The organism is Pseudomonas oryzihabitans (assembly GCF_014522265.1).
Classification (GTDB): Bacteria; Pseudomonadota; Gammaproteobacteria; order Pseudomonadales; family Pseudomonadaceae; genus Chryseomonas; species Chryseomonas aestiva.
Map to the genome: position 1 here is coordinate 3,763,827 of NZ_CP017024.1, position 23,674 is coordinate 3,787,500.

General features: G+C 65.3%; 26 protein-coding genes, 1 tRNA gene and 1 pseudogene (1 of these 28 running past the window's edge). 8 read left to right on the forward strand and 20 right to left on the reverse strand.

The features are described from left to right. The first annotated feature begins 21 nt into the window (after nt 1-21). Together serS and cysG are read left to right on the forward strand one after the other, a co-directional pair. On the forward strand, nt 22-1,299 hold the full coding sequence (gene serS / locus BGI51_RS17465; RefSeq protein ID WP_187979147.1) for a serine--tRNA ligase: 1,278 nt from the start codon (nt 22-24) through the stop codon (nt 1,297-1,299). Beyond that, nucleotides 1,299-2,693 carry a siroheme synthase CysG gene (gene cysG, locus BGI51_RS17470; RefSeq protein ID WP_187979148.1) on the forward strand — a complete coding sequence of 465 codons (1,395 nt, stop codon included), beginning with the start codon at nt 1,299-1,301 and terminating at the stop codon, nt 2,691-2,693. Before serS ends, cysG begins: the two co-directional genes overlap by 1 nt. A 2-nt stretch (nt 2,694-2,695) precedes the next feature. Here cysG and BGI51_RS17475 read toward each other — a convergent pair whose 3' ends face one another. From BGI51_RS17475 to BGI51_RS17505, 7 genes are all read right to left on the reverse strand, one after another. Beyond that, on the reverse strand, nt 2,696-3,697 hold the full coding sequence (locus BGI51_RS17475) for a glutathione S-transferase family protein (RefSeq protein ID WP_187979149.1): 1,002 nt from the start codon (nt 3,695-3,697) through the stop codon (nt 2,696-2,698). A 64-nt stretch (nt 3,698-3,761) separates the two neighbouring features. Further along, a complete protein-coding gene (locus BGI51_RS17480; RefSeq protein ID WP_187979150.1) occupies nt 3,762-4,745 on the reverse strand; it encodes a glycosyl transferase family protein in 984 nt (327 codons plus the stop codon). Then, nucleotides 4,742-5,056, reverse strand: coding sequence for a TusE/DsrC/DsvC family sulfur relay protein (locus BGI51_RS17485; protein ID WP_133859216.1), 315 nt, complete (start codon nt 5,054-5,056; stop codon nt 4,742-4,744). Before BGI51_RS17485 ends, BGI51_RS17480 begins: the two co-directional genes overlap by 4 nt. Before the next feature lie 2 nt (nt 5,057-5,058). Beyond that, nucleotides 5,059-5,358 carry a sulfurtransferase complex subunit TusB gene (gene tusB / locus BGI51_RS17490; RefSeq protein ID WP_187979151.1) on the reverse strand — a complete coding sequence of 100 codons (300 nt, stop codon included), beginning with the start codon at nt 5,356-5,358 and terminating at the stop codon, nt 5,059-5,061. Continuing rightward, nucleotides 5,355-5,711: a sulfurtransferase complex subunit TusC gene (gene tusC / locus BGI51_RS17495; RefSeq protein WP_187979152.1), complete on the reverse strand. Its 357-nt coding sequence runs from the start codon at nt 5,709-5,711 to the stop codon at nt 5,355-5,357. Before tusC ends, tusB begins: the two co-directional genes overlap by 4 nt. A 1-nt stretch (nt 5,712) precedes the next feature. After that, the gene (tusD, locus tag BGI51_RS17500) at nt 5,713-6,108 is read right to left on the reverse strand and encodes a sulfurtransferase complex subunit TusD (protein WP_187979153.1); all 396 of its coding nucleotides are present in this window, start codon (nt 6,106-6,108) and stop codon (nt 5,713-5,715) included. A gap of 49 nt (nt 6,109-6,157) precedes the next feature. Further along, complete coding sequence (locus BGI51_RS17505) at nt 6,158-6,826, reverse strand: Bax inhibitor-1/YccA family protein (protein WP_133859212.1); 669 nt, start codon at nt 6,824-6,826, stop codon at nt 6,158-6,160. 127 nt (nt 6,827-6,953) lie between these two features. Here BGI51_RS17505 and BGI51_RS17510 point away from each other — a divergent pair. After that, nucleotides 6,954-7,041: transfer RNA gene (locus BGI51_RS17510), tRNA-Ser, on the forward strand. 451 nt (nt 7,042-7,492) lie between these two features. Here BGI51_RS17510 and BGI51_RS17515 read toward each other — a convergent pair. From BGI51_RS17515 to BGI51_RS17565, 11 genes and pseudogenes are all read right to left on the reverse strand, one after another. Continuing rightward, the gene (locus BGI51_RS17515; RefSeq protein WP_187979154.1) at nt 7,493-7,714 is read right to left on the reverse strand and encodes a hypothetical protein; all 222 of its coding nucleotides are present in this window, start codon (nt 7,712-7,714) and stop codon (nt 7,493-7,495) included. Between the two features lie 289 nt (nt 7,715-8,003). Continuing rightward, nucleotides 8,004-8,153 carry a hypothetical protein gene (locus BGI51_RS17520; RefSeq protein ID WP_183630230.1) on the reverse strand — a complete coding sequence of 50 codons (150 nt, stop codon included), beginning with the start codon at nt 8,151-8,153 and terminating at the stop codon, nt 8,004-8,006. A gap of 351 nt (nt 8,154-8,504) precedes the next feature. After that, on the reverse strand, nt 8,505-9,086 hold the full coding sequence (locus BGI51_RS17525; protein WP_187979155.1) for a hypothetical protein: 582 nt from the start codon (nt 9,084-9,086) through the stop codon (nt 8,505-8,507). Between the two features lie 295 nt (nt 9,087-9,381). Then, entirely contained in the window at nt 9,382-9,618 is a 237-nt protein-coding gene (locus tag BGI51_RS17530) for a hypothetical protein (protein WP_252977112.1), read from the reverse strand. 139 nt (nt 9,619-9,757) lie between these two features. After that, complete coding sequence (folE2, locus tag BGI51_RS17535) at nt 9,758-10,663, reverse strand: GTP cyclohydrolase FolE2 (RefSeq protein ID WP_187979156.1); 906 nt, start codon at nt 10,661-10,663, stop codon at nt 9,758-9,760. A gap of 14 nt (nt 10,664-10,677) precedes the next feature. After that, nucleotides 10,678-11,905: pseudogene (gene zigA, locus BGI51_RS17540) on the reverse strand (zinc metallochaperone GTPase ZigA). A gap of 201 nt (nt 11,906-12,106) precedes the next feature. Then, the gene (locus BGI51_RS17545; protein WP_133859208.1) at nt 12,107-12,841 is read right to left on the reverse strand and encodes an SDR family NAD(P)-dependent oxidoreductase; all 735 of its coding nucleotides are present in this window, start codon (nt 12,839-12,841) and stop codon (nt 12,107-12,109) included. Between the two features lie 147 nt (nt 12,842-12,988). Continuing rightward, on the reverse strand, nt 12,989-13,942 hold the full coding sequence (locus BGI51_RS17550; RefSeq protein ID WP_187979157.1) for a LysR family transcriptional regulator: 954 nt from the start codon (nt 13,940-13,942) through the stop codon (nt 12,989-12,991). A gap of 92 nt (nt 13,943-14,034) precedes the next feature. Continuing rightward, a complete protein-coding gene (locus BGI51_RS17555) occupies nt 14,035-15,555 on the reverse strand; it encodes a tripartite tricarboxylate transporter permease (protein ID WP_187979158.1) in 1,521 nt (506 codons plus the stop codon). Continuing rightward, nucleotides 15,552-16,070, reverse strand: coding sequence for a tripartite tricarboxylate transporter TctB family protein (locus BGI51_RS17560; protein WP_187979159.1), 519 nt, complete (start codon nt 16,068-16,070; stop codon nt 15,552-15,554). The genes BGI51_RS17555 and BGI51_RS17560 overlap by 4 nt, the downstream gene beginning before the upstream one ends. Before the next feature lie 28 nt (nt 16,071-16,098). Continuing rightward, entirely contained in the window at nt 16,099-17,097 is a 999-nt protein-coding gene (locus BGI51_RS17565) for a tripartite tricarboxylate transporter substrate binding protein (RefSeq protein WP_187979160.1), read from the reverse strand. A 292-nt stretch (nt 17,098-17,389) separates the two neighbouring features. On the opposite strand from BGI51_RS17565, the gene BGI51_RS17570 reads away from it, so the two are divergent. The 4 genes from BGI51_RS17570 (at nt 17,390) to BGI51_RS17585 (ending at nt 21,931) form a co-directional block, all read left to right on the forward strand. Beyond that, on the forward strand, nt 17,390-18,709 hold the full coding sequence (locus BGI51_RS17570; protein WP_187979161.1) for an MFS transporter: 1,320 nt from the start codon (nt 17,390-17,392) through the stop codon (nt 18,707-18,709). Continuing rightward, nucleotides 18,702-19,652: an amidohydrolase family protein gene (locus tag BGI51_RS17575; protein ID WP_187979162.1), complete on the forward strand. Its 951-nt coding sequence runs from the start codon at nt 18,702-18,704 to the stop codon at nt 19,650-19,652. Before BGI51_RS17570 ends, BGI51_RS17575 begins: the two co-directional genes overlap by 8 nt. After that, nucleotides 19,649-20,662 (forward strand): 4-hydroxythreonine-4-phosphate dehydrogenase PdxA, encoded by a 1,014-nt coding sequence (locus tag BGI51_RS17580; RefSeq protein WP_187979163.1) that lies wholly within the window; start codon nt 19,649-19,651, stop codon nt 20,660-20,662. Before BGI51_RS17575 ends, BGI51_RS17580 begins: the two co-directional genes overlap by 4 nt. 93 nt (nt 20,663-20,755) lie before the next feature. Then, the gene (locus tag BGI51_RS17585) at nt 20,756-21,931 is read left to right on the forward strand and encodes an L-rhamnonate dehydratase (protein ID WP_187979164.1); all 1,176 of its coding nucleotides are present in this window, start codon (nt 20,756-20,758) and stop codon (nt 21,929-21,931) included. A 49-nt stretch (nt 21,932-21,980) separates the two neighbouring features. Here BGI51_RS17585 and BGI51_RS17590 read toward each other — a convergent pair whose 3' ends face one another. Next, nucleotides 21,981-22,379: a tautomerase family protein gene (locus BGI51_RS17590; protein ID WP_187979165.1), complete on the reverse strand. Its 399-nt coding sequence runs from the start codon at nt 22,377-22,379 to the stop codon at nt 21,981-21,983. A 100-nt stretch (nt 22,380-22,479) separates the two neighbouring features. On the opposite strand from BGI51_RS17590, the gene BGI51_RS17595 reads away from it, so the two are divergent. Then, entirely contained in the window at nt 22,480-23,364 is an 885-nt protein-coding gene (locus BGI51_RS17595) for a LysR family transcriptional regulator (RefSeq protein WP_187979166.1), read from the forward strand. A gap of 44 nt (nt 23,365-23,408) precedes the next feature. Here BGI51_RS17595 and BGI51_RS17600 read toward each other — a convergent pair whose 3' ends face one another. Next, nucleotides 23,409-23,674 carry the final stretch of a UvrD-helicase domain-containing protein gene (locus BGI51_RS17600; protein ID WP_252977113.1) on the reverse strand. Its footprint extends 1,441 nt past the window's final position, so only the last 266 of its 1,707 coding nucleotides appear in the window; its start codon lies off the right edge, out of view — the gene reads right to left on this strand; it ends in the stop codon at nt 23,409-23,411.

Below are 23,674 nucleotides of genomic sequence, written 5' to 3' on the forward strand. Positions count from 1 at the left end.
TCCTAAGCAAGAGACACGGACATGCTTGATTCGAAACTGGTTCGCACCCAAACCGAGGAGGTGGCCGCACGTCTGGCGACCCGTGGCTACGTTCTCGACGTCAGCCTGGTGGAGTCGCTGGAAGCCCGTCGCAAGGCCGTGCAGACCCGTACCGAGACCCTGCAGGCCGAGCGCAATGCCCGCTCCAAGGGGATCGGCCAGGCCAAGGCACGTGGTGAGGACATCGCGCCGCTGCTGGCCGAGGTCGATCGCATGGGCAGTGAATTGGAAGAAGCCAAGCGCGAGCTGGATCTGGTCCAGGGCGAACTGGATGCCCTGCTGCTGGGCCTGCCCAACCTGCCCGATGCCTCGGTGCCGGTCGGCAAGGACGAAGACGACAATGTCGAGGTCCGTCGCTGGGGCGCCCCGCGCGACTTCGATTTCGAGATCAAGGACCACGTTGCCCTGGGCGAGACCCACGGCTGGCTGGATTTCGAGACCGCTGCACGGTTCTCCGGCGCCCGCTTCGCCGTGATGCGCGGCCCCATTGCCCGCCTGCACCGAGCCCTGGCGCAGTTCATGCTCAACCTGCACACCGGTGAGCATGGCTACGAAGAGACCTATACCCCCTATCTGGTGCAGGCCGAGACCCTGCAGGGCACCGGTCAGCTGCCCAAGTTCGAGGAAGACCTGTTCAAGATCGGCCGCGAAGGCGAGAGTGATCTCTACCTGATCCCCACCGCCGAGGTGACCCTGACCAATCTGGTCGCCGGCCAGATCCTCGATGCCAAGCGCTTGCCGCTGAAGTTCACCGCCCATACCCCGTGCTTCCGCAGCGAAGCCGGGGCCTCGGGTCGCGACACCCGCGGCATGATCCGTCAGCACCAGTTCGATAAGGTGGAGATGGTCCATATCGTCGAGCCGAGCACCTCCTTCCAGGCCCTGGAAGAGCTGACCGGCCACGCCGAGACCGTGCTGCAGCGGCTGGAACTGCCCTACCGGGTGCTGTCACTGTGCACCGGCGACATGGGTTTCGGCGCCACCAAGACCTACGACCTGGAAGTCTGGGTGCCGAGCCAAGGCAAGTATCGCGAGATCTCGTCCTGCTCCAACTGCGGTGACTTCCAGGCGCGCCGCATGCAGGCCCGCTACCGCAACGCCGAGGGCAAGCCCGAGTTGGTGCACACCCTCAACGGCTCCGGCCTGGCCGTGGGTCGTACGCTGGTCGCCGTGCTGGAGAACTATCAGCAGGCCGACGGCAGCATCCGCGTCCCCGAGGTGCTCAAGCCCTACATGGGTGGCCTCGAGGTCATCGGCTGATGGATTACCTGCCGCTCTTCCACAAGCTCGATGGTCGTCCGGTACTGGTGATCGGCGGGGGCGATATCGCCTTGCGCAAGAGCGTGCTGCTGGCCGAAGCCGGCGCACGCATCACCCTGGTGGCGCCGGAAATCGAGCCGGAGGTACGTGCCTTCGTCGAGGCGCGGGGCGGCAGTTGCCGGGTCGAGCGCTATGCGGCTGGCCATCTCGCCGGGCATTGCCTGGTGATTGCGGCCACCGACGATGACGAGGTCAACGAGACCGTGTCCCACGACGCCCAGGCCCTGGGCCTGCCGGTCAACGTGGTGGATGCGCCCAAGCTGTGCACCGTGATCTTCCCGGCCATCGTCGATCGCTCGCCCCTGGTGATCGCCATTTCCAGCGGCGGTGACGCCCCGGTGCTGGCGCGCCTGGTGCGCGCCAAGCTGGAGAGCTGGATTCCAGCGACCTATGGCCAGCTGGCACAACTGGCCCAGCGCTTTCGCGCCCGGGTGAAGACCCGCTTCGCCGATCTGCAGGCGCGGCGGATCTTCTGGGAAGAGGTGTTCCAGGGCGAGGTCGCGGAAAAGGTCTTTTCCGGCCAGCCCCAGGCTGCCGAGCAACTGCTGGAAGCCAAGCTGAGCAGCGAAACGGCCAGTTTTCGCGGCGAGGTCTATCTGGTCGGCGCCGGTCCCGGTGATCCGGACCTGCTGACCTTCCGCGCCCTGCGGCTGATGCAGCAGGCTGACGTGGTGCTCTACGATCGCCTGGTGGCGCCGACCATCCTCGACATGTGCCGGCGCGATGCCGATCGCATCTATGTCGGCAAGCGGCGCGCCGAACATGCGGTGCCCCAGGACGATCTCAATCGCCTGCTGGTCAAGCTGGCCCGGGAGGGCAAGCGGGTGCTACGGCTGAAGGGAGGTGATCCCTTCATCTTCGGCCGCGGTGGCGAAGAAATCGAAGAACTGGCAGCCGAAGGCATTCCCTTCCAGGTGGTGCCGGGCATCACCGCGGCCAGTGGTTGTGCCGCCTATGCCGGCATTCCCCTGACCCACAGAGACCATGCCCAGTCGGTGCGCTTCGTTACCGGCCATCTCAAGGACGGCTCGGCCGATTTGCCCTGGACCGATCTCGTGGCGCCGGGGCAGACCCTGGTGTTCTACATGGGCCTGGTGGGGCTGCCGACCATCTGCGCGCAACTCACTGCCCATGGCAAGGATCCGGCGACGCCGGCGGCGCTGGTGCAACAGGGCACCACGCTCAATCAGCGGGTGTTCACCGGTACCCTGCAGGATCTGCCGCAACTGGTGGCCGAGCACGAGGTCCACGCGCCGACCCTGGTGATCGTCGGCGAGGTGGTCGCGCTACGCGAGAAGCTGGCCTGGTTCGAAGGCGACCAGGCGGCGGTCTGATCTCAGGCTGCGCCCTGGATGCCGGCACTGCTCAGGGCCTCGCGGCCATGGGGAAGGTCCAGCTCCAGGGCCGGCCCCTTGGGCACGATAGCGGTCGGGTTGATCTGCGCATGACTGCCGTAGTAGTGGTGCTTGATGTGCTGGAAGTTCACGGTCTCGGCGATACCCGGCCACTGATACAACTCTCGCAGCCATCCCTGTAGCGCCGGATAATCCCGAATGCGCCGCAGGTTGCACTTGAAGTGGCCGTGATAGACGGCGTCGAAGCGGATCAGGGTGGTGAACAGGCGCCAATCGGCTTCGGTCAGCCATTCGCCGGTGAGATAGCGCTGGGTCTGCAGCAGCTTTTCCAGGTCGTCCAGGGTGGCGAAGACCTCGTCGAAGGCCTCTTCGTAGGCCTCCTGGGTGGTGGCGAAACCGGCCCGGTAGACACCATTGTTGACCGTCGGATAGATACGGTCGTTGAGGGCATCGATGCGACCGCGCAGGGCCTGTGGGTACAGATCCAGGCGATTGCCGGTCAGGTCATCGAAGGCGCCATTGAACATGCGGATGATCTCGGCGGATTCGTTGCTGACGATGCGCTCTTGCTGGCGATCCCAGAGCACCGGGACGGTAACCCGCCCGGTGTAGTCGGCCTGGTCGCGCTGATAGAGCTGGTAGAGGCGGTCGAGGTGATAGAGATCGTCACCACTGGCGCCCCTGGCCAGGTCGAAGGTCCAGCCTTCCTCACGCATCAGCCAGCTGACCACCGAGACGCCGATCAGATCTCTGAGGCCCTTGAGCTGGCGATAGATCAGGGTGCGGTGCGCCCAGGGGCAGGCCAGGGACACATAGAGGTGGTAGCGACCGGCTTCCGGGGCATGGCGTGCGGCGCCTTGCGGAATGGCTTGCTCAGGGCGGGCGATCCAGTCGCGACGCTGCGCTTCTTCCCGTTTGAAATGGCCATCCTTGCCATTGTCATACCACTGGTCCTGCCACTGTCCATCGACCAACAAGCCCATATCGTCATCCTCCGCTGCGTTGCGGTTAGGAACCCGGGAGCCGCTCCGGGTTCCTGAGGCGACGTCAGAGCGTGCGGTCGCGCGCCTCCCAGCGCCGCTCGGCTTCACGCTGGGCACTCGCCTGCTCCTGACCCAGGGCGCGCAAGGCCACGGCCAGGGTGGCGATGACCGCCAGGCGCCCATAGGGATCTTCCGCTTCACCTCGCCAGGTGGCGGCCAACAGGGCCGGATCGAGGCGCTCCGGCTTGACCTGGCGACGCTCGGTCAGCGCCGGCCAGCTTTCGTCCCAGGCTTCGCCAGCACGGGTGCCATAGAGATGGGCGATGACATCGGGATTGCGCTCGACTTCACCGCCTTCGCCCTTGATGACGATGCTGTCGTCAGCCAGCAGGCGACTGGCCTCGCGATGCACCTCCTGGTAACCCGGGTGGAAGATGCTCTGCAGGATGCAGCGCGCCTGGCTGGGGTTGAGCAGCCGTACCAGGGAATGGATCGGCGAGCGCAGGCCGAGCTCGGCCTTGAGATCGATCATCCGCTGCAGGGCCGGCATCCAGGCGGCCAGCGGCAGGAAGGCCGGCTGATCGCGATCGAGCAGGGTGCCGACGTCCTGCCAGTCAGTGGCGGTCGGCATCCCCAGGTCGGCCAGGCACTGTTCGGTATAGAGTCGGCCCGCGGTGTGGGTACCGCCGCCATGCATGACCACCCGCACGCCGCTACCGGCCAGGCATTTCACCGCCAGCAGGTACCAGGGCAGATGACGCTTCTTGCCGGCGTAGGAGGGCCAGTCGAGGTCGACCGTGAAGCCTGGCGGCTGCAGCCGCGCGCGGACGGCGCGGGTGAAGCCCGCCAGCTCCTCGGCACTCTCTTCCTTGTGCCTGAGCAGCATGAGAAAGGCACCGAGCTGGGCATCGGTCACCCGGTCGTCGAGGATCAGGCCCATGGCCATTTCCGCCTCGGCCTCGGTCAGGCTGCGGGCGCCGCGCTTGCCCTTGCCCAAGGCCCGGACATAGACGGCGAAGGGATGTTCTTCGGGCGTGGTGAAGGTCATAGACAGTTATCCGGTTTCGGCAGGCCGGCCAGTTTGGCGCCGAGCTTGGCCGGCGCGCCCTTGAACAGCAGGTTGAGCTGCAGACTGGTGCCCAGTTCCGGACCCAGCGTCTGGGCAATGTACTTGATCAGCGGCCGATTGGCCGGCGAAAGCTGGAAGTGGGCGTAGAAGTCACGCAGCGCCTGCAGCACCTGCCAGTGGCGCTCGGTCAACTCGATGCCCTCCTTGAGTGCCAGTTGCTGGGCCACTTCCGGACTCCATTGCGAGAGGTCGCGCAGATAGCCTTCGGGGTCGAGGTCGAGAGGAGGCATGCTCAGGTCCAGCTGATGACCTTGGCGCAGCTCACGCTCAGGTCGACGAAAGTGGGGTAGTCGATCAGGGTCACGGCTCGTTCGGGGTGCAGGCGACGGGCCTGGACATCCTCCGCCAGGGCATAGAGGGCTGCCTCGGCCGGAAGTCGGGCCAGCCGCTCGGCCGCAACGCTGCCAGGGCGCAGGGCCTCGACCGCAGCGCCGGTGAGCAGAACGGTGTCCTCGCTACCGACCCAGCTCAGGCCGTCCAGTGCGCCGGCGTCCAGCAGCAGCGAGCGGGAAAACAGGTGAAGGGTAGTCAAATGGAAATCACCTGGTCGTATTCATGAATCAGCGCTGCCAGGGCGTCGGGCTCCAGGGGCGTCACCCAGGCGGGCAACTGCGCGGGCGTGATGCCCAGGCGCTGCAGGGCGGTGGCTTCGGCGTAGATGGCCTCGACACCGAACAGCGGCAGCGCGGAGAGATTGGCACTCAGGTCCTTTTGCTCCAGGGCAGCGCTGTCGGCCGCCAGCAACTGGGTCACGCCAGGACCGGCGAACAGCAGCGCCAGGGGCAGTTCGAAGGCACCGCCGGCCAGTACGATATCCAGGGCCTCGCGCGGACCGGGGCCGCTCAGTGCCGGCTGGCGGGAGATGACGAGGGTGCTCTTAGCCATGCTAGTCGCCTCCAAAGCAGAGCAGGCGATCTGCGTCCTGCACCGCTTCATGCAGTTGGCCCAGACCGGACAGCTGCCAGGGGGCACGCACGTTCACCGCGCCCTCACGTTCGTAGCGTCGTGCCTCGTTCTCGTCCAGCAGCCCACGCTTGAGAGCGGCGGCGATGCAGACCACCGCATCGATCTGGTGGCGTTCGATCAGCTCGCGCCAGCGCGCGGGCAGATCGGATTCGTCCTGGCCGCTGACCAGGGCATGGGAGGCGTTATGGACGCCGTCGCGATAGAGAAACAGGCGCGACAGCTCGTGACCCTCGGCCAGCAGCGCCTCGCAGAAGCGCAGGGCCCGCCGCGCCGAGGGCGCCTGGGGTGGAGAAAGGACAACGATGGCAAATTTCATGGATGTAAAAAGGCCCGCCGAAGCGGGCCTCTCGGGCTACCGCTGATGATCAATCGTTGCTGCTGGCAAATCCGAAGATCTGCAGCAAGCTGATGAACATATTGTAGATCGAGACGTACAGGGTAATGGTAGCCATGATGTAGTTGTCTTCACCACCGTGCACGATGGCACTGGTCTGCAGCAGGATGGCCGCGGCGGCGAACAGTACGAAGCCCGCGCTGATGGCCAGTTGCAGACCGCTGATCTGGACGAAGAAGGACAGCACCACGGCGCCCAGCAGGATCCAGAAGCCCGCCATCAGGAAGCCGCTGAGGAAGCTCATGTCCTTGCGACTGATCAGGGCGTAGGCCGACAGACCGAAGAAGGCCAGGGCGGTCATGCCGGCGGCGGAGGCGATCACGCTGCCCCCGTTGGGCAAGCCCAGGTACATGTTCAGGATCGGGCCAAGGGTGTAGCCCATGAAGCCGGTCAGGGCGAAGGTGCTCACCAGACCCCAGCCGCTGTCGCGGGTCTTCACGGTCAGGAAGAACAGGCCATAGAAGCCGATCAGGACGACAAAGATGTTGGGGTAGGGCAGCCGCATCTGCTGCGAGACGAAGGCGACCAGTCCGCTGAACGCCAGGGTCATGGCCAGCAGGGCATAGGTGTTGCGCAATACACGGCTGACGTCCCGCGGTTGCGCGATGGCAGGGTTATAGGCGTATTGACGCTCGTTCATGGTGTACTCCAAAGCTAGATTAACGGTGTGATGTACCGTACGACCCCGAAGATAGCAAATGTTGCTTAAGGATCGCTTGCGACTGTTTGACAGTGTGTTGCCATCAGGTACTATGCGCCCCTCTTACGGAAGTGTGGCCGAGTGGTTTAAGGCAGCGGTCTTGAAAACCGCCGACTCGCAAGGGTCCCAGAGTTCGAATCTCTGCGCTTCCGCCACCTTCGAAGCCCCGTTCTTATGGCGCTTTTTGCTGTCTGCAGGGTCGGATTTCAAGGCCCGCTGGGTAGGTAAAAAAGGAAGAGTTCCGAAACCCTTTCGAGACAGCTCCGGTGCCTGACCTTCCATGGCACTCGATCCCGATGAAGCTGACCATTGCGGTTAACCCTGTAGCTACCTGGGAGCGAGAGCTGAGCTGAGTAGGGGCGAGGGGAGCTGCCTTTTTGAGATCAGCAGGCAGGACGGTCGGGGTCAGGACGTGCGAAACGTCGACGACCGATCAGTCGCCCGCTGAGGCTACCGGTACTAATCGTGCGTGATCATCAGCAGGCCGCCATGGCCACCACAAAGATGGTTGCCAGCCCGATACACATGGCGCCCAGGGTGAGCGCCAGCAAGCCCTGATCGCCAGCTAACGACCTTGGACGAATGAGTGCAGATTTCAGCGGGACGTTATTTATCCGGCAGTGGGGCCTGGACTCGAAGAGCGTCACTGTCCTTGTTAGCTGATAGCGCAACTGAAATATCCTTTTCAGTTTCGGTGCCGGGCTGCGGAGCCCAGCTATTGGCTGCGATTGTGGCTTCAGCGAAGCTCAACAGCAAGACAATTGCTGAGACGCAGGTTCCTATGGCAATCGCATTGATCACCTTCTGTTCTTTCACAGGCGCATTCATGTTGATTGCCTAGTACGGGTCCACTTCAAGTGAGGACGTCTGACAACCGGAAACGGCAGAAGTGCGGGCGTTCATCAGGCATTGGAAGGTGGCCGTTGCACTCACCACCATGGGAAGGAGTCACCAGTCAGTTAGAGGTCGCAGTCGGCAACCTCCGGTCCGGCTGGCACGCTGCCAGATCACGCTCGGCACGGCCGCTTCACTTCCCCCTGGGCTACCAACTAGGGACGTTTCTGGATTCGGTATGACGGCCGAGACCTACGTCTATCCCTTGAAGCTACCAAGGTCTTCACTGATATTTCCGCCACTCGCGATACTTCTCACCGATGATCTGGTTCAGCGCCTTGGGCTGCTGGCACTCGACGCCGGCCAGGGGGTTCGGTTCGCACAGGGTGCTTCTGTTGGAGTAATGACTGCAGCCCAGGAGCACTACGGTCATTCCCACTAACGTCATGTATTTCACGGGGTCTCCACGATTCTGAAGTGCCGGAAGCTGGCGGTCATTTTCGAGCTTTGTGCCCGACAGGGGCTGATGGGCTGCAGGTAGGGCTCGGGCCGTGGATACCGATCTCGCTCGAGATCCTGTCTGGCGACCCTGTACCCCGGTCTTCCTGCTCCGACGTGCCTTCGCCACTGAATCCCTGCAGCTTAGCTGAAATACTTCACGCTTCTCGGCGTTCATTATCGATAGCTATGCCCTGCGGTCTGCTGTGGATCCTGCTCCAGCACCTGTTGACATTAAAAAGCCCGCGCGAGGCGGGCCTTTTCCAAAGCAAAGTGCAGCGTCCAGTCAGGGCGTGTTGCCCTTGGCCAGGGCGCCAGCGATGGCCGGTGCGTCGATGGCATTGGTCAGGACCTGGGTCCCAGAGAGGATGACGTTGCTGGTCGGGCCGCTGCCTTTGATCTCGTCGCTGGCAAGGACCTTGCCCTGGTCGTCGAGGACCTGGGTGATGACGTCATAGTCGAAGCGGACGCGCATGTAGGCGTCGGATTTCCACTCGCGCAGTTTCAGCACCAGCAGCTTCTGGCCCTGGGGGGCACGGTCGCTGGTCTGGCTGGGCAGGGCGGTGATGGCGGCGCGGGCCAGGGCCTTTTGCACGGCGTCCTGCAGATCCGCGGAAAGGGGGCTGCCACTGTAGGTGCGAACGCTCCAGGGGTTGTAGTAGAGGCCACGGATGTTGCCGACGTAGGTGGCGTCCTTGTTCCGGGCGACTACATAGGGGCGCTCGTCGAGTACCGCGACGGCGACCGGCTTGTCGGCCTTGACGCTGAGTTGCGGGGCGGTCTGGCGGTAGTCGATTTTCTGGCCGATGGCGCAACCGGCCAGTTGCAGCGCAGCGAAGGTGATGAACAAGAGCTGAGACGGCTTCATGCGAAACTCCTTTTTCGAGAGGCGCGCAGTCTAAGCCATCAGGCCCGTCATGCCAAAATAATGTGACTTGATTCACGGAATGGCTGGAGCGACCGCGAGCTGGTTTCTGGGCTATGCAGCCGAGTGGATGCGCCTGGTGCGCGCAGCCGTTGAGTATCTAGGCCAGGGGGATTGCCTATTGGGCGCGGTCGCTGTCTTTCAGTGGTCGGGATTCGGGCGACCTGTCGGTGCTGCAAGGGAACGAACAGCCTTCGAGGACAAGCCAATCCTTTGGCTCTGCCCCGACCCGGGCGGGCTACAGCGTCTTCTTGTATTCCTTGTCCGCCTTCTTGTCTTCGCGGTGGCGTTCCTTGTCCAGGTGGGTATCGGTGCGGTCGGCTTCGTCGGCGGCATGGGCCGCGCCCTTGTCGACCTCCTTGCGGTCATGGCGGGCGTCCTTGCTCACGTCACGACCGTCCTGGCGGACGCTCTTTTCCGCTGGGCTTTCGGCCAGTGCGACACCTGTGCCGAGGACACTCAGCAGAACGGTCATGGTTGCTGCGGTAAGGCGTGATTTCATCGAGAAGCGCTCCTGGGTCGAGATAACGAGAGTGGTCGCCCATGGCGACTGCTTCCTTGCAGTAAAGCGGTAAAGCGGCTGTTTTGAAAGGAAGGCAGCAGAGAGGCTCTGGTCAAGTGGGCGAGCTGGAGGCCCAGGCGGACGCATCGTGCGGATGCAGACTCTCCAGATGGCGCACCTGGATGCTCACGTCCTGGTGGCTGTCACGCAGGGCGACCAGCAGGCGGCGGGCGGCGTCCTCGACGAACATCAGGTTGCTGCCATTGAGCGCGGCGAAGGCCTGTTCGTCGGCGCGCTTGACGGCGGTCTGCACCGGCGTGCCCAGGGCCTGTTCGCACTGGTCGATCAGGGGCAGCAGGCCGAAGTCGGCTGCATCTGCCGGCAGGCTGATCCGTACCCGGGCCAGGCTGCGCTGGCTATGCGGGGTGGCCAGGGAGGCGTGACGCCTCAGCCAGTGGGCGACGGTGGCTGGATCGAGCGGCGTGGCGGCCCCGTGTTCGGCGAGAAAGGCTCGTTCGATCAGTTGCCGGGACAGGGCGGCGGAGCAGGGGCAGGTGGAGGCGTAGAGGATCTCGACGCGGACACTGAGCTGGAAAACACCGGCCACCCAGCTCGCTTCCATACGCACGGGATAGCGTTTCCAGCCGCTCAGCCCGGTGGTCATCAGCGCAGGACGGCGAATCAGCAGGGCGAAGTCCAGCCGCAGGCGGGCGGCGCGGGAGTCGCAGCTGCGATGGCTGGCGACGATGTCGCTCAGCAGCAGACGCAGGCGCTCGGGCGTCAGGAGGGCTTCTCCGCTCAGGCGATCCAGCAGTTGATAGAGCCTGGACATATGGATGCCCTTGGCGGTGGCCGTGGGCAGGTCGACCTGGACGTCGGCGCTGGCGGGCAGCAGGCGGCCGAGTTCGTCCTTGCCGAGGCGGATCGGCAGGTCGATACCCTGCATGCCAACCCAGTCGAGAGCGGCGGGCAGGGTGGCGGTCTCGCTGAGGGAGACGTCGGGCAGAATGGCATTCATGGGCAGGGCTCGATTCAGTGGGGATCGGCGGCCTGGGGCCAGTCGCTGAAGGGGTTGTGCAGGTGCGTCCAGGCCGAGGGACCGCCGGCGAGTTCGCTGTCGGTCAGCAGGCAGGCGTCCAGCTGGGCGCGCAGGGAGGGTTCGTCCATGTCCATGCCGATGAGTACCAGTTCCTGGCGGGCATCGCCGACGCCCTCGTGCCATTTCTCCTTGATCAGGGCGACGGTTTCTTCATCCTCTGGCCACTGTTCGGGGGGACCGCGGCCCACCAGCGCCCAGCCACGCCATGGCGAGCCACGGCGCCGGCCTGGGACCAGGTGCCGGCATGGGCGGGATGGCTTGCCAGCCAGAAATAGCCCTTGGAGCGGATCACGCCGGGCCATTCCTGCTCGACCAGGGCGAAGAAGCGTTCGGGGTGGAAGGGGCGGCGCGCCTGATAGACGAAGCTCGAGATGCCGTATTCCTCGGTCTCGGGGGGTGTTCGCCGCGCAGCTCCTGCAGCCAGCCCGGCGCCTGGGCAGCTTTGTCGAAGTCGAACAGGCCGGTCTGCAGCACCCGCTCCAGGGGCACGGCGCCAAAGCTCGTCAGCTCCAGCCGCGCGCGGGGATTGAGGCTGCGCAGGATGGCCAGCAGGCGATCACGTTCCGCCGGCTCGACCAGGTCCAGCTTGTTCACCACCAGGACGTCGCAGAATTCGATCTGCTCGATCAGCAGGTCGACCACGGTGCGTTCGTCTTCCTCGCCCAGGGACTCACCGCGGGACTCCAGGAGGTCGCTGGAGGCGTAGTCGCGCAGAAAATTGAAGGCATCCACCACGGTGACCAGGGTGTCGAGCTGGGCGACATCGCCGAGGCAGCGCCCGTCTTCGCCGGCGAAGGTGAAGGTCTCGGCCACGGGGAGCGGCTCGGAGATCCCGGTAGATTCGATGACCAGCTGATCGAAGCGGCCATCGCGGGCGAGGCGTTCGACTTCCAGCAGCAGGTCTTCGCGCAGGGTGCAGCAGATGCAGCCGTTGCTCATCTCCACCAGCTTCTCCTCGGTGCGCGACAGCTCGGCGCCGCCGTCGCGGACCAGGGCGGCGTCGATGTTGACCTCGGACATGTCGTTGACGATGACCGCCACCCGCCGGCCTTCGCGGTTGTTGAGGATGTGGTTGAGCAGGGTGGTCTTGCCGGCGCCGAGAAAGCCGGACAGCACGGTGACAGGGAGTTTCTTGCTGGGGAGGCTGGCTTGGGCGGTCATGGTCGTCACGGCTAAGGGAGGTCGCAGGGCGGGGCATCCCTGGACCAGGATGATTGGATCTTTTACACACGTTATAACATAACATTATTGGTGGGTTTAGGACAGCGGGTGTCTTGCCCGGCGTCCTCTGCAGCTAGCGGGCAAGGTGGTTCAAGCGGCCCGCCATGAATCCAGGAGGGCTGCCCTGAGCGACAGCGCTACCTAGACGTGCTGACCGCCATTGATATGGATCTCGGCGCCGTTGATGTAGCAGGAGCGTTCGCTGCAGAGAAAATAGATGGTCTCGGCCACTTCGTCGGGGGTGCCCAGGCGCTTGAGCGGGACCTCGGCTTCCACCAGACCGTCGGTACCGGGCGAGAGGATGGAGGTGGCGATCTCGCCCGGTGCTATGGCGTTGGCGCGGATGCCACGGGGGCCGAACTCATGGGCCAGTTCGCGGGTGAGGGCGGCCAGGCCCGCCTTGGAGGCGGCATAGGCGACGCCGGCGAAGGGATGCACCCGGGAGCCGGCGATGGAGGTGACGTTGACGATGCTGCCTTGCGCCGCTTCCAGCTCGGGTAGCAGGGCGCGGGCCAGCAGGGCGGTGGAGACCAGGTTGACGTTGAGCACCTGGGTCCAGGTTTCGGCATCCGAGGCCAGCACGCCGAGGCGGCTGCCGTCAGTTCCCTTGGGCGAGATCCCCGCGTTGTTGACCAGCGCGTGCAGCTTGCCGCTCGGCAGGCGCTCGCGGACGGTGGCGACCAGGCGATCGATCTGGGAGAGGTCGGCGAGATCGGCCTGGATGTGTGCGTCGCGGGCTTCCGGCCAGGCGCATTCCTCGGAGAACGGCTGGCGGGAGACGGTGAGCAGACGCCAGCCCAGGTTGCGGAACAGTTTGACGGTGGCGTGACCGATCCCGCGACTGGCGCCGGTGAGCAGCATGGTGCGCTGGGTCATGGGCGACCCCGGCAGGCAGCGGGGCGGGCGAGGGGCGACAGGACGGCCATGGTAGGTGACTCCGGTGTCTGGCAGGCCGGTTCACTATGCCCAAGCGGGGTGAGTGGGGCAATCGATGGGCGTTGCAGGTCAGCCTGAGTTGGAGGCTCAGCCGTCGTCGTGCTTCAGCCGCCCATGCTCGCTGCGCACCGCCACCATGAAGGTCTGCATGGCCGAGGACTGCACCCGGTGCCGGCGACGGATCAATCCATAGGGCGGCAGCCGCGGCTCGAAGGCGATGGGCAGCACCGCCAGCAGGTGACGACCGGGGTAGTCGTTGACTACCGACAGCGGCGTCACGCCGAGCATGTCGGTCTGCTGCACCAGCGCCAGCAGGGTCATGATGGAGGTGGTCTCGACGATGCTGCCGGGGATATCGACGCGGGCATCGTGGAAGGCCTGGTTGATGATCGCCCTCATCGGGCTGGGGTGCTGCTGCAGCACCCAGGTGTGTTCCTGCAATTCGCCCCAGGTGAGGTGGGTGGCCTGGGCCAGGGGATTCTGGGCGCCGGCGATCACGCAGAGCACCTCTTCGCCGAGGCTGTCGAACAGCAGTTCCTCGGCGCGGGCGCCGGTGGGGATGCGCCCCAGGACCACGTCCAGCTGGTCCTGCAGCAGCGCCTGGACCAGCACGTCGCTGGTATCCACCTGGATCGACATGGACAGGCGCGGATGACTCTGCTTGAGCGTGGCGATGGTACGGGTCAGCAGCCCCGATGCCAGCGCCGGGATGGCGCCTACCGCGACCCGGCCGAGATTGCCCGATTCCAGCGCGACCAGCTCCTCGCGCATGCCCGAGAGTTCGGCGAAGACCATCCGCGCGTAGTAGATCACCGTCTCGCCAAAGGCCGTGGCGCGCATGCCCCGCGGCAGTCGCTCGAACAGCCCCACGCCCAGCAGGCTCTCGATCTCGTGGAGCATCTTGGTGGCGGCCGGCTGGGTCATGCCGATGTCGTCGGCGGCGCGGCGCAGCGAGCCGAATTCCGCCAGCGCCAGCACCAGGCGCAACTGGCGCAGGCGCAGACGGCTGTGGATGGTATGGGCATCGGGAATACGCGTCATGCTGGCGGACCTGGGTACCGGGAAGCCGGCTAGGGTAGCGCAAGCGTCCAGGCCTGGCGTCGGTGGGGTGCGTCCGTGCCAGGCCGGGGCATTCACAACGGCCGTACCTTGACCCGCGGCTGGCCCGGGCGCAGCGCCTGCAGTCCCCGCGCCAGCAACGGCCAGCAGAGCATCAGCAGCGCCGCGGTGGTCAGACTGCCCACCAGCGGGTTGGACCAGAAGATGCCCAGCTGGCCGTCGGAGAACAGCATCGACTGGCGGAAGGCGTCCTCGGCCTTGTCACCCAGCACCGCCGCCAGCACCAGCGGGGCGATGGGATAGCCGAGCTTCTTGAAGGCATAGCCGAGGATGCCGAAGCCGAGCATCAGCCAGACGTCGAACAGACTGTTGTGCACCGAGTAGGCGCCGATCACGCAGACGGTGAAGATGATCGGCGCGATGATGCAGAAGGGGATCCGCAGAATGGCGGCGAACAGCGGCACCGTCGCCAGCACCACGATCAGGCTGACCACGTTGCCCAGGTACATGCTGGCGATCAGGCTCCAGACGAAATCGTGCTGTTCGGTGAACAGGGTCGGCCCCGGATGCAGGCCCCAGATCATCAGGCCGCCGAGCATCACCGCAGCGGTGGCGGAGCCGGGGATGCCCAGCGTCAGCATCGGCAGCAGGGCGCTGGTGCCGGCGCTGTGGTCCGCGGTCTCCGGGGCGATCACCCCTTCCAGTTCGCCCTTGCCGAAGCCGTCGCGGTTCTTCGAAAAGCGTCGCGCCAGGCTGTAGCTCATGAAGGAGGCGGCGGTAGGGCCACCGGGCGTCACACCCATCCAGCAGCCGACCAGGGCGCTGCGCAGCCAGGTCAGCCAGTAGCGCGGCAGCTGTTTCCAGGTGCCGAGCACGGTGCGCAGGGTGATGCGCGCCTGCTCGCCACGAAAGACCAGGCCTTCCTCCACGGTGCAGAGAATCTCGCCGATGCCGAACAGGCCGATTACCGCCACCTCGAAGCTGATGCCCGACAGCAGTGCCGGCTGGTCGAAGGTCAGGCGCAGATTGCCCGACACCGTATCCATGCCCACCGCCGCCATGGCGAAGCCGATCATCATGGCTGCCACCGTCTTCAATGGCGGATTCTTGCTCATGCCGATGAAGGTGCAGAAGGCCAGCAGGTAGACGGCGAAGAATTCCGGCGAGCTGAATTCCATGGCGAAGGCGGCGATACGGCTGGAGAGGAAGGTCAGCAGCATCACCCCGACCAGGGCGCCCAGCAGCGCCGAGGTGAAGGCCGCGGTCAGGGCCTCGCCCGCGCGGCCCTGGCGGGCCAGCGGATAGCCGTCGAAGGTGGTGGCCACCGACGAGGGTTCCCCCGGGATGTTGAACAGGATCGAGGTGATGGAGCCGCCGAACAGCGCACCCCAGTACATGCAGGAGAGCAGGATGATGGCCGAGGTCGGGCTCATGGTGAAGGTCAGCGGCAGCAGCAGGGCGACGCCATTGGGCGCGCCCAGGCCGGGCAGCACTCCGACCAGGATGCCGAGCAGCACGCCGATCACCATCAGCGCGATGTGATGGAAGGACAGGATCAGGCCCATCCCGTGCATCAGGGAATCGAATTCGCTCATGACAGGCTCCTCAGCAGGCGGGCGAGGTCGGCCAGGGGCCCGGCATCCAGCGGCACCTTGAACCAGAGGGCGAAGATCAGATAGCTGGCGAGGCTCACGCCGCCGGCGATGGCGAGGATCTGCCAGACGCCGTAACGCCTTTGCCGCTGGCGATCCCGCGCCATGAACCAGGCGATGAACAGGAAGGCCGTCAGATAGAGGCCCAGCAGGGGCAGGGCGACGACGAAGGCCAGCATCGGCAGAAACACCCGCAGCACCTGGCCGAAGGCGGCGCGCTCGACGAAGCCGGTGCGCAACGCCTGCCAGCGCCACAGGGTCTGCAGCGCCGTGGCCAGGCTGGCCAGGCTCAGCAGCAGGCCGATGTAGAAGGGGAAGTAGCCCGGCTCGGGGCCGGCATCGCCCCAGCCGATACCCTGTTCCAGACTGCCAATCATCACGATGCCACCGAGTCCGGCGGTAAAGGCCGCCAGGCCCAGCTCCACCCAGCGGGTGGTGATCAGGGAATCTCCGGCCATGGCCGTCTCTCCTGTGTCGATGCGCCAATCAGCGCTTGAGCCAGCCCGCGGCCTCGAACACCGGGGTGACCCGGGCGCTGTCCTGGGCGATGTAGTCCTGCAGCGCCTGGCCTTCGAGGAAGGTCGGCACCAGGGCATTGCGCTCGATGTAGGCCTTGAACTCCGGTGTCTGGCTGACCTTGCGCAAGAGCTCCACATAGAAGGCGCGCTGTTCGTCGCTGACGCCGCCGGGCAGCAGCACGGTACGCGGGAAGCGGTATTGATCGATGCCCAGGCCCTGCTCCTTGCAGGTGGGCACGTCGGACCAGGCCTGGGTCTCGGTGACCTTGGCGGTATAGGCCATGCGCGTCTGGCTGAACACGCAGAGCGGCACCACCTGCCCACCACGCCACTGGCTCAGGCTCTCGCTGGGATTGTTGACGTTGGAGGTGATGTGCTTGCCGGCCAGCTGGGTCGCCGCCTCGCTGCCGCTCTTGAAGGGGATGTAGGTGAGCTTGGTACCTTCGGTGCGATTGAGCAGCAGGGTCAGCGTCTGATCGACGTCCTTGGACTGGCTGCCCCCCATGCGCTTGCCGGCGGGATCCTGCTTGATGGCTTCGATGTAGCCACGGGCGTCTTTCCAGGGCGCGTCGGCGTAGCTCCAGAGAATGAAATCGTCTTCGGCGATGGCCGCCACCGGGGTGAGGTCGGCGAGCTGGTAGCCGAGCTTGGCGGTCAGCGGCAGCAGATAGACGTTGTTGGTGGCGATGACCAGTTTGTCCGCCTCGCCCTTGGCCAGCTTCATCTCCAGGAAGGCCTCGGCGCCATTGCCGCCGCCCTTGTTCATCACCACGGTGCTGGCGTCGAGCAGCTTGTGCTGGGTGATGATCGACTGAATCAGCCGACCGAGCTGGTCGGTGCCGCCACCGGGGCCGCCGGCGACGACGATTTCCACCTTGCCCTCGGGCTGCCAGGCGGCTTGGGCCACGGGAGACACCGCAGCGGCCAGGCACAGGGGGAGGGCGGCGAGCAGAGAGATGCTGCGCATGGGACTACCTCTTTCTTGTCGTTGTTTTGGGTGGGCCGAGTGTGCGCAGTCCTGGGCAAGCCTGACCACTCAAAATAAGGCATGCACCGATAGCCTGAGGTTATGTCTCCGATGACTCCTTGTCCCGGGCCGCATGGCACAAGGGCTACAGCGAGTAGACACGGTCGACCTATATCCTGGGGCTATACACCTATGCGTAGATTTGATTAGACGGTTATCGATCTGGGTCCGATAGTCGATCTCGCCAGCCGGCAGCTGAACACCCATAACAAGAATCCCAGGGGTCCACGCCATGCTCTCGACGTCCCGCTCATCACGCCTTGCCGATGCCGCCGTGCCGACGGCGCTGCAGGCTTCCCGCGTCCGCTGGCGCATCTTCGCCATCATCTTCGGCCTGACCGTCATCAACCTGGTGGACCGCGTGTCGCTGTCCATCGCCATGCCCACCATCGCCCGCGAATTCCAGCTGACGCCGGCCATGCAGGGCCTGATTCTCAGCAGCTTCTTCTGGGCCTATGCGCTGCTGCAGATTCCCGGTGGCTGGCTGATCGACCGCTATGGCCCGCGCCGGGTGATCGGCTGGTCCACCGGCCTCTGGGGCGTCTTCCAGACCCTCGCCGCCTTCGCCACCGGCGGGCTGTCGCTGATCTTCGCCCGGGTCGCCCTGGGCGCCGCCGAGGCGCCGCTGTTTCCGGCGGGTGGCAAGCTCAACTCCCTCTGGCTGGCCTCCAGCGAACGTGGGCGTGGCGCGGTACTGATGGATTGCGGCGGACCGCTGGGCGTCGCCCTGGGCGGTCTGCTCATCGCCTACCTGATCGCCGTCTTCGGCTCCTGGCGCACCGCCTTCTTCGTCGCCGGTATCGCCACACTAGCCATGGCCTGGCTTGCCTGGCGCTACCTGAGGGACGACCCGGCCGCCCACCCCGGAGTCAATGCCGCCGAGCTGGCGCGCATCAACGAAGGTCGCACCACCTCGATGGCCCAGGCCGCCAAGGCTGGCGCCCGGGGCCTGGGCATCGCCCGCCGCTCCCTGGCCGGCATCCTCATCGGTCGCGCCAGCTGGGCCATGGTGTTCTTCGGCCTGCTGACCTGGGGCCCCAGCTATCTGGCCCAGGCCCGTGGCTTCGACATCAAGGGCATAGGCGCCGCCACCTTCGTCATCTTTCTCTGCGGGGCGGCCGGCTCCCTGGTCGGTGGCTTCCTCTGCGACCTGCTGGTGCGCAAGGGCGTGCGCCGTGGCCTCGCCGCCAAGGGGCTGCTGTCCTGCTCCGGCCTGGTGGCGCTGGCAGCCTTCCTGCTGCTGCCGCGGCTGACCGATCCCTATGCCGCCGTGGCGCTGCTGTCGCTCACCGCCTTCTTCCTCATGTGGGGCAGCCTCTACTGGAGCTTTCCGGCACTGCTGGCCGCGCCGGCACGGGTCGGCCTGATCGGTGGGGTGATGAATCTGGCCGGCAGCCTGGGTGGCATCGCCGTGCCCATCCTGGTCGGCCTGCTGCTGCAGCACCTGGGTGGCTACCCGGCGGTGCTGGGCTTCTTCGCCCTCTGCTCCGGCCTGTTCATCCTCGGCACCCTGCTGATCGCCCTGGACACCCAGGAGCTGGCCCATGACTGAGCTCTACAGCGGACCCATCGTCGATGCCCATCATCACTTCTGGGAGCCCGGGCGCAATTTTCACCCCTGGCTGTCCGGTGCGGAAACCATCCCGTTTCGCTATGGTGATTACAGCTCCATCAGGGGCGACTATCTGCCGGAGCACTATTTCGCTGACGCGGCGGGCCATGACGTGGTCCAGACCGTCTATGTCGAGACCGAGTGGGATCCCCGCGATCCCCTGGGTGAGACCCGCTACATTCACGACCTGGCGCGCCGCCATGGCGTGCCCAATGCGGTGGTCGCCCAGGCCTGGCTGGATGCCGAAGACGCCGCCGAGCTGCTCGCCGCCCAGGCCGCCTTCGAACGGGTGCGCAGCGTGAGACACAAGCCCGGTGGTCCGGCGCGTCCCGAAGACGTCGGCAGCCAGCGTACCCTGATGAGTGACGACAGCTGGCGCCGGGGCTATGCCGAATTGCAGCGCCATGGCCTGCACTTCGATCTGCAGACGCCCTGGTGGAATCTCGACGAAGCCTGTCGCCTGGCGCGGGACTTCCCGGCTACCCAGCTGATCCTCAACCACACGGGGCTGCCGTCCGATCGCAGCGCCGAAGGTCTGGCCGCCTGGCGCGCTGCCCTGGCCCGCCTCGCCGAATGGCCCAACGTGGCGCTGAAGATCTCCGGCCTGGGCCTCGCCGGCCAGCCGTGGCGCGCCGAGGACAACGCCTGGATCGTCCGCGAGGCCATCGCCGTCTTCGGTGCCGAGCGGGCCATGTTCGCCAGCAACTTTCCCGTCGACCGCCTGTGCGGCAGCTACGACACCATCATCGGCGGCTTCAAGCGCCTGGTGGCCGAGCTGCCTGCCACGGCGCAGCGCCGGCTTTTCCACGATACCGCCCGGCGCCTGTATCGCCCGGTGGCCGACGTCATCCGCCTGGACACCTACCTGAGGACTTCCGCATGAGCAACTCCCCGCTTCCCCGCCTGGCCCTGGTGCTGGGCGACCCGGCCGGCATCGGTCCCGAGCTGATCGCCCGCCTGCTGGCCGATCCCGAGGTGCGCAGTCGCGCCCGCATGGTGCTGATTGCCGACGAGGAAGAGGCGCGCGCCGGCATGCGCATCGCCGGTTGCGAGTACCCCTGTCGCCGCATCGACAGCCTGGATGCCCTCGATTTCCAGGACGACATACCCCTGCTGTATCCCTACCGTGGCGCCGCCGAGGGCGCCTTCCCGCGCAGCGAGGCCAGCGCCGTCGGTGGCCGCTACAGTCTGGACACCCTGGCCGTCGCCCTCGACCTGACCCGGGCCGGCCACACCGACGCCATCCTCTTCGGTCCGCTGAACAAGACCTCGCTGCACCTGGCGGGCATGGGCCATAACGACGAGCTGCACTGGTTCGCCGAGCACCTGGGCTACCAGGGGCCATTCTGCGAATTCAACGTGCTCGACGACCTCTGGACCTCGCGGGTGACCTCCCATGTCGCGCTCAAGGACGTCCCCGGCCTGCTCAGCCAGGAGCGGGTGATCGAAGCCATCCAGCTGATCGACAACGAACTCAAACGCAGCGGCCTGGCCCGGCCGCGCATCGGTGTCTGTGGACTCAATCCGCACAATGGCGACAACGGCAGCTTCGGCCGCGAGGAGCTCGACCTCATCGGCCCGGCCGTGGAGCGCGCGAAGGCGCTGGGCATCGCCGCCGACGGTCCCTATCCGGCGGACACCATCTTTCTCAAGGTCCAGGGCGATAACCGCGCCTTCGATGCCGTGGTGACCATGTACCACGACCAGGGCCAGATCGCGATCAAGCTGATGGGCTTTTCCCGCGGAGTGACGGTGCAGGGTGGCCTGCCCATTCCCATCGCCACGCCCGCCCACGGTACCGCCTTCGACATCGCCGGCCAGGGTCGCGCCAACGTCGGCGCGACCCGTCAGGCCTTCGAGATCGCCTGTCGCCTGGGCGCGTCTCGCCACTGATAGCTACTGGGGCGCTCCAGGCGCTACCTGAATTCGCCGAACCGGCTCGTGGAGCCGGCCGGCCTGACTCATGCTCGAAAAAAGGAAAGTCCGATGAAAATCACCAGCGTCCGCACCCGCGTCTTCGAATGGAAAGGCAAGGTCGTCCCGCCCCAGGCGCACTTCTGTACCAATGCCACCGACATCCTCTATGAACGCGGCGACGCCATGGGCTCGTTTCGCTTCCACGGCTGGCTGGTGGTGGAGATCGAAACCGACAGCGGCCTGGTCGGTCTGGGCAATTGCGCCCTGGCGCCGCGAGTGGCCAAGGAGATCATCGATCTGTACCTGACCCCCATCGTCATGGGCCAGGATCCCTTCGACAACGAATACCTCTGGCAGAAGATGTATCGCCGCACCCACGCCTGGGGCCGCAAGGGCATCGGCATGGCCGCCATCTCCGCCGTCGACCTGGCGCTCTGGGACCTGATGGGCAAGGCGGTGAACAAGCCGGTGTTCAAGCTGCTGGGCGGTCGCACCAAGGAAAAGATTCCCTGCTACGCCTCCAAGCTCTACGCCAACGACAATCTGGATCTGTTCCTGGAAGAGGCCCAGGGCTATCTCAACCAGGGCTTCGACGCCCTCAAGATGAGATTTGGCTACGGTCCCAAGGACGGCCCCGCCGGCATGCGGCGCAATCTCGACCAGGTGCGCGCCCTGCGCGAGCTGGCCGGTCCCGACGTCGACATCATGCTGGAGTGCTACATGGGCTGGACTCTGGAATACGCCCGTCGCATGCTGCCCAAACTGGCCGAATTCGAACCGCGCTGGCTGGAAGAGCCGGTCATCGCCGATGACATCGAAGGCTACGTCGAACTCAAGAAGATGGGCATCCTGCCCATCTCCGGCGGCGAGCACGAATTCACCTCCTACGGCTTCAAGGACCTGCTCGAGCGCCGCGCCGTGGACGTCATCCAATACGACACCAACCGTGTGGGTGGCATCACCGCCGCGCGCAAGATCAACGCCCTGGCCGAAGCCTGGTCGGTGCCGGTCATCCCCCATGCCGGGCAGATGCACAACTACCACCTGACCATGGCCAGCACCGCTTCGCCCATGGCCGAGTTCTTCCCGGTATTCGACGTGGAGGTGGGCAACGAACTCTTCTACTACGTCTTCAAGGGCGAACCCCAGCCGGTCGGTGGCTACCTGCAGCTGGACGATGACACGCCTGGACTGGGCCTGGAGCTGTCCGAAGAGCACCTCAAGGATTTCGACGTGATCGAGTAGCGGGCGGACTGGCTGCCGCCCGGGGGAAGGGCGGCAGCCAGCTGTGGAATCAGACCCCGACTTGCTGGTGTCGCCATTCCTGACTCCGGCCGCCAAAACCATAGGCTGTGGCGCGCGCGTCGATCAGATGCACATAGCAGAGGTGGTGAAGGTCGGGCCTGAGCGTCGCCATGGCTGCCTGGACTTGGTGAAGGAAACGCGCCTTTTCGCCCTTGGTATTCGTCTCGTCGGTGATGCTGATGTCGAGGTGGAAGGCGCTGCCGCCCAGCGTCGCCAACGACTGCCCGCCAAGAAACCAATCCGAGTCAGGAATGTAGTTGAGGGTAGTGGCCATGTCTTCGGGGCGTTTTCCCAGACACTCTTTGATCAGGTCATTGATCAGCAGTACCGCACGTTGACCGAGGGTCTCATCGCGCTCGCCAGAAAGCTGAAGGGTAATGTGGGGCATGGCAGTTCTCCTGGGTTGAAGCCATCACTGTGCAGGTCGTTCTTGCAACGGAAAAGCAGGAATATAGAATGGAATCCATCGGTTTTTGGAATGGCTGCTCATGTCCGGCTTCGATCTCGAACAGCTTCGCACCCTGGTCACCGCCGTTGACGCCGGTAGCCTATCGGCAGCAGTACCGCTGCGTTGTCTATCGCAATCAGCGCTCAGCGAGCAATTGCGCAAGCTGGAAGAGCGCGCTGGCCATACCCTGTTGATTCGCAGCAAAAGCGGAGTAAAACCGACGGCCGCAGGGGAGCGATTGCTGGCCCATGCCAGGCCGCTATTGGCGATGGCCGATGCGGCCTGGCGCGATCTCCACCAGATTCCTCTCGAAGGAGAAGCCTGCCTTGGCGTGACCGATTATTTTCGCCCAGCCGATCTGGCGCGCCTGCTGGCACGCCTGCATCAACAACTGCCGGGGCTGCGTCTGCGTACCCGCATTGGCAGGAGCGACGAGCTCGAGCTTGCCCAGCGCCAGGGCGAGCTGGACTTGGCCATCGTTATGAGCCTTGAGTCGGAGCGGAAGACTGCACCCAGGGTGAAGATCAGACCCCTGCACCAGGAGCCACTGATCTGGGTGAGCGCTTTGGACAGCAATCCGCTGCAGCGAGGGCGACCCTTGCCCCTGGCCCTGTTGCCGGAGGGCTGCTCCCTGCATCGATTGGCGTGCAGCCGCCTGGAGGCCGCAGGCATCCCCTATGTCATCAGCCATATCGCTTCTGGTGTGGCAGGTCTGCAGGCAGCGCTGACGGCAGGCCTCGGCATTGCCTGCCTGAATGCTTCCGCGGTGGCCGGACAGGGGCTGCGGCGGCTCGACCAGGACGCCCTGCCGGCGTTGCCCTCGGCACGCTTTCTGCTCCTGCATGCTCGATACGAGGACCAGTCCATGCAATCGCGCCGGCTGCAGGGATTGAGCGAGGCGATTGCTTCAAGTCTGAGTGGCTAAGGAGAGGGTGGCGATGTGCGCGTCGTCATGGCGGGCATGGCCACTCACTTTGTGCCGCGCTCGATGGGGGTACGAGACGACGCCACCCGAGCCGATACCTGCTTAGCCCGCCAATATCGCCGCTGCCCCCGTGGCTGACGGGTGTACCACAGCACCCGACTGACCCCACGGGTCACCGCCACATAGCTCAGGCGCAGCGCTTCGTCGGCCATGGCAGCGTCATAGCTCTGCTGAAAATGCCCACTGGCGGCATAGAGGGCATTGCGCAGCGGATGGGGCTGCTGAGGCTGGCCGTCGTCCAGCACAATCG

Bases quoted from the DNA above. Each gene is read 5' to 3' on its own strand.
- serS (WP_187979147.1), top strand. From the start codon at position 22: ATGCTTGATTCGAAACTGGTTCGCACCCAAACCGAGGAGGTGGCCGCA.
- cysG (WP_187979148.1), top strand. From the start codon at position 1,299: ATGGATTACCTGCCGCTCTTCCACAAGCTCGATGGTCGTCCGGTACTG.
- BGI51_RS17475 (WP_187979149.1), bottom strand. From the start codon at position 3,697: ATGGGCTTGTTGGTCGATGGACAGTGGCAGGACCAGTGGTATGACAAT.
- BGI51_RS17480 (WP_187979150.1), bottom strand. From the start codon at position 4,745: ATGACCTTCACCACGCCCGAAGAACATCCCTTCGCCGTCTATGTCCGG.
- BGI51_RS17485 (WP_133859216.1), bottom strand. From the start codon at position 5,056: ATGCCTCCTCTCGACCTCGACCCCGAAGGCTATCTGCGCGACCTCTCG.
- tusC (WP_187979152.1), bottom strand. From the start codon at position 5,711: ATGGCTAAGAGCACCCTCGTCATCTCCCGCCAGCCGGCACTGAGCGGC.
- tusD (WP_187979153.1), bottom strand. From the start codon at position 6,108: ATGAAATTTGCCATCGTTGTCCTTTCTCCACCCCAGGCGCCCTCGGCG.
- BGI51_RS17505 (WP_133859212.1), bottom strand. From the start codon at position 6,826: ATGAACGAGCGTCAATACGCCTATAACCCTGCCATCGCGCAACCGCGG.
- BGI51_RS17515 (WP_187979154.1), bottom strand. From the start codon at position 7,714: ATGAATGCGCCTGTGAAAGAACAGAAGGTGATCAATGCGATTGCCATA.
- BGI51_RS17520 (WP_183630230.1), bottom strand. From the start codon at position 8,153: ATGACCGTAGTGCTCCTGGGCTGCAGTCATTACTCCAACAGAAGCACC.
- BGI51_RS17525 (WP_187979155.1), bottom strand. From the start codon at position 9,086: ATGAAGCCGTCTCAGCTCTTGTTCATCACCTTCGCTGCGCTGCAACTG.
- BGI51_RS17530 (WP_252977112.1), bottom strand. From the start codon at position 9,618: ATGACCGTTCTGCTGAGTGTCCTCGGCACAGGTGTCGCACTGGCCGAA.
- folE2 (WP_187979156.1), bottom strand. From the start codon at position 10,663: ATGAATGCCATTCTGCCCGACGTCTCCCTCAGCGAGACCGCCACCCTG.
- BGI51_RS17545 (WP_133859208.1), bottom strand. From the start codon at position 12,841: ATGACCCAGCGCACCATGCTGCTCACCGGCGCCAGTCGCGGGATCGGT.
- BGI51_RS17550 (WP_187979157.1), bottom strand. From the start codon at position 13,942: ATGACGCGTATTCCCGATGCCCATACCATCCACAGCCGTCTGCGCCTG.
- BGI51_RS17555 (WP_187979158.1), bottom strand. From the start codon at position 15,555: ATGAGCGAATTCGATTCCCTGATGCACGGGATGGGCCTGATCCTGTCC.
- BGI51_RS17560 (WP_187979159.1), bottom strand. From the start codon at position 16,070: ATGGCCGGAGATTCCCTGATCACCACCCGCTGGGTGGAGCTGGGCCTG.
- BGI51_RS17565 (WP_187979160.1), bottom strand. From the start codon at position 17,097: ATGCGCAGCATCTCTCTGCTCGCCGCCCTCCCCCTGTGCCTGGCCGCT.
- BGI51_RS17570 (WP_187979161.1), top strand. From the start codon at position 17,390: ATGCTCTCGACGTCCCGCTCATCACGCCTTGCCGATGCCGCCGTGCCG.
- BGI51_RS17575 (WP_187979162.1), top strand. From the start codon at position 18,702: ATGACTGAGCTCTACAGCGGACCCATCGTCGATGCCCATCATCACTTC.
- BGI51_RS17580 (WP_187979163.1), top strand. From the start codon at position 19,649: ATGAGCAACTCCCCGCTTCCCCGCCTGGCCCTGGTGCTGGGCGACCCG.
- BGI51_RS17585 (WP_187979164.1), top strand. From the start codon at position 20,756: ATGAAAATCACCAGCGTCCGCACCCGCGTCTTCGAATGGAAAGGCAAG.
- BGI51_RS17590 (WP_187979165.1), bottom strand. From the start codon at position 22,379: ATGCCCCACATTACCCTTCAGCTTTCTGGCGAGCGCGATGAGACCCTC.
- BGI51_RS17595 (WP_187979166.1), top strand. From the start codon at position 22,480: ATGTCCGGCTTCGATCTCGAACAGCTTCGCACCCTGGTCACCGCCGTT.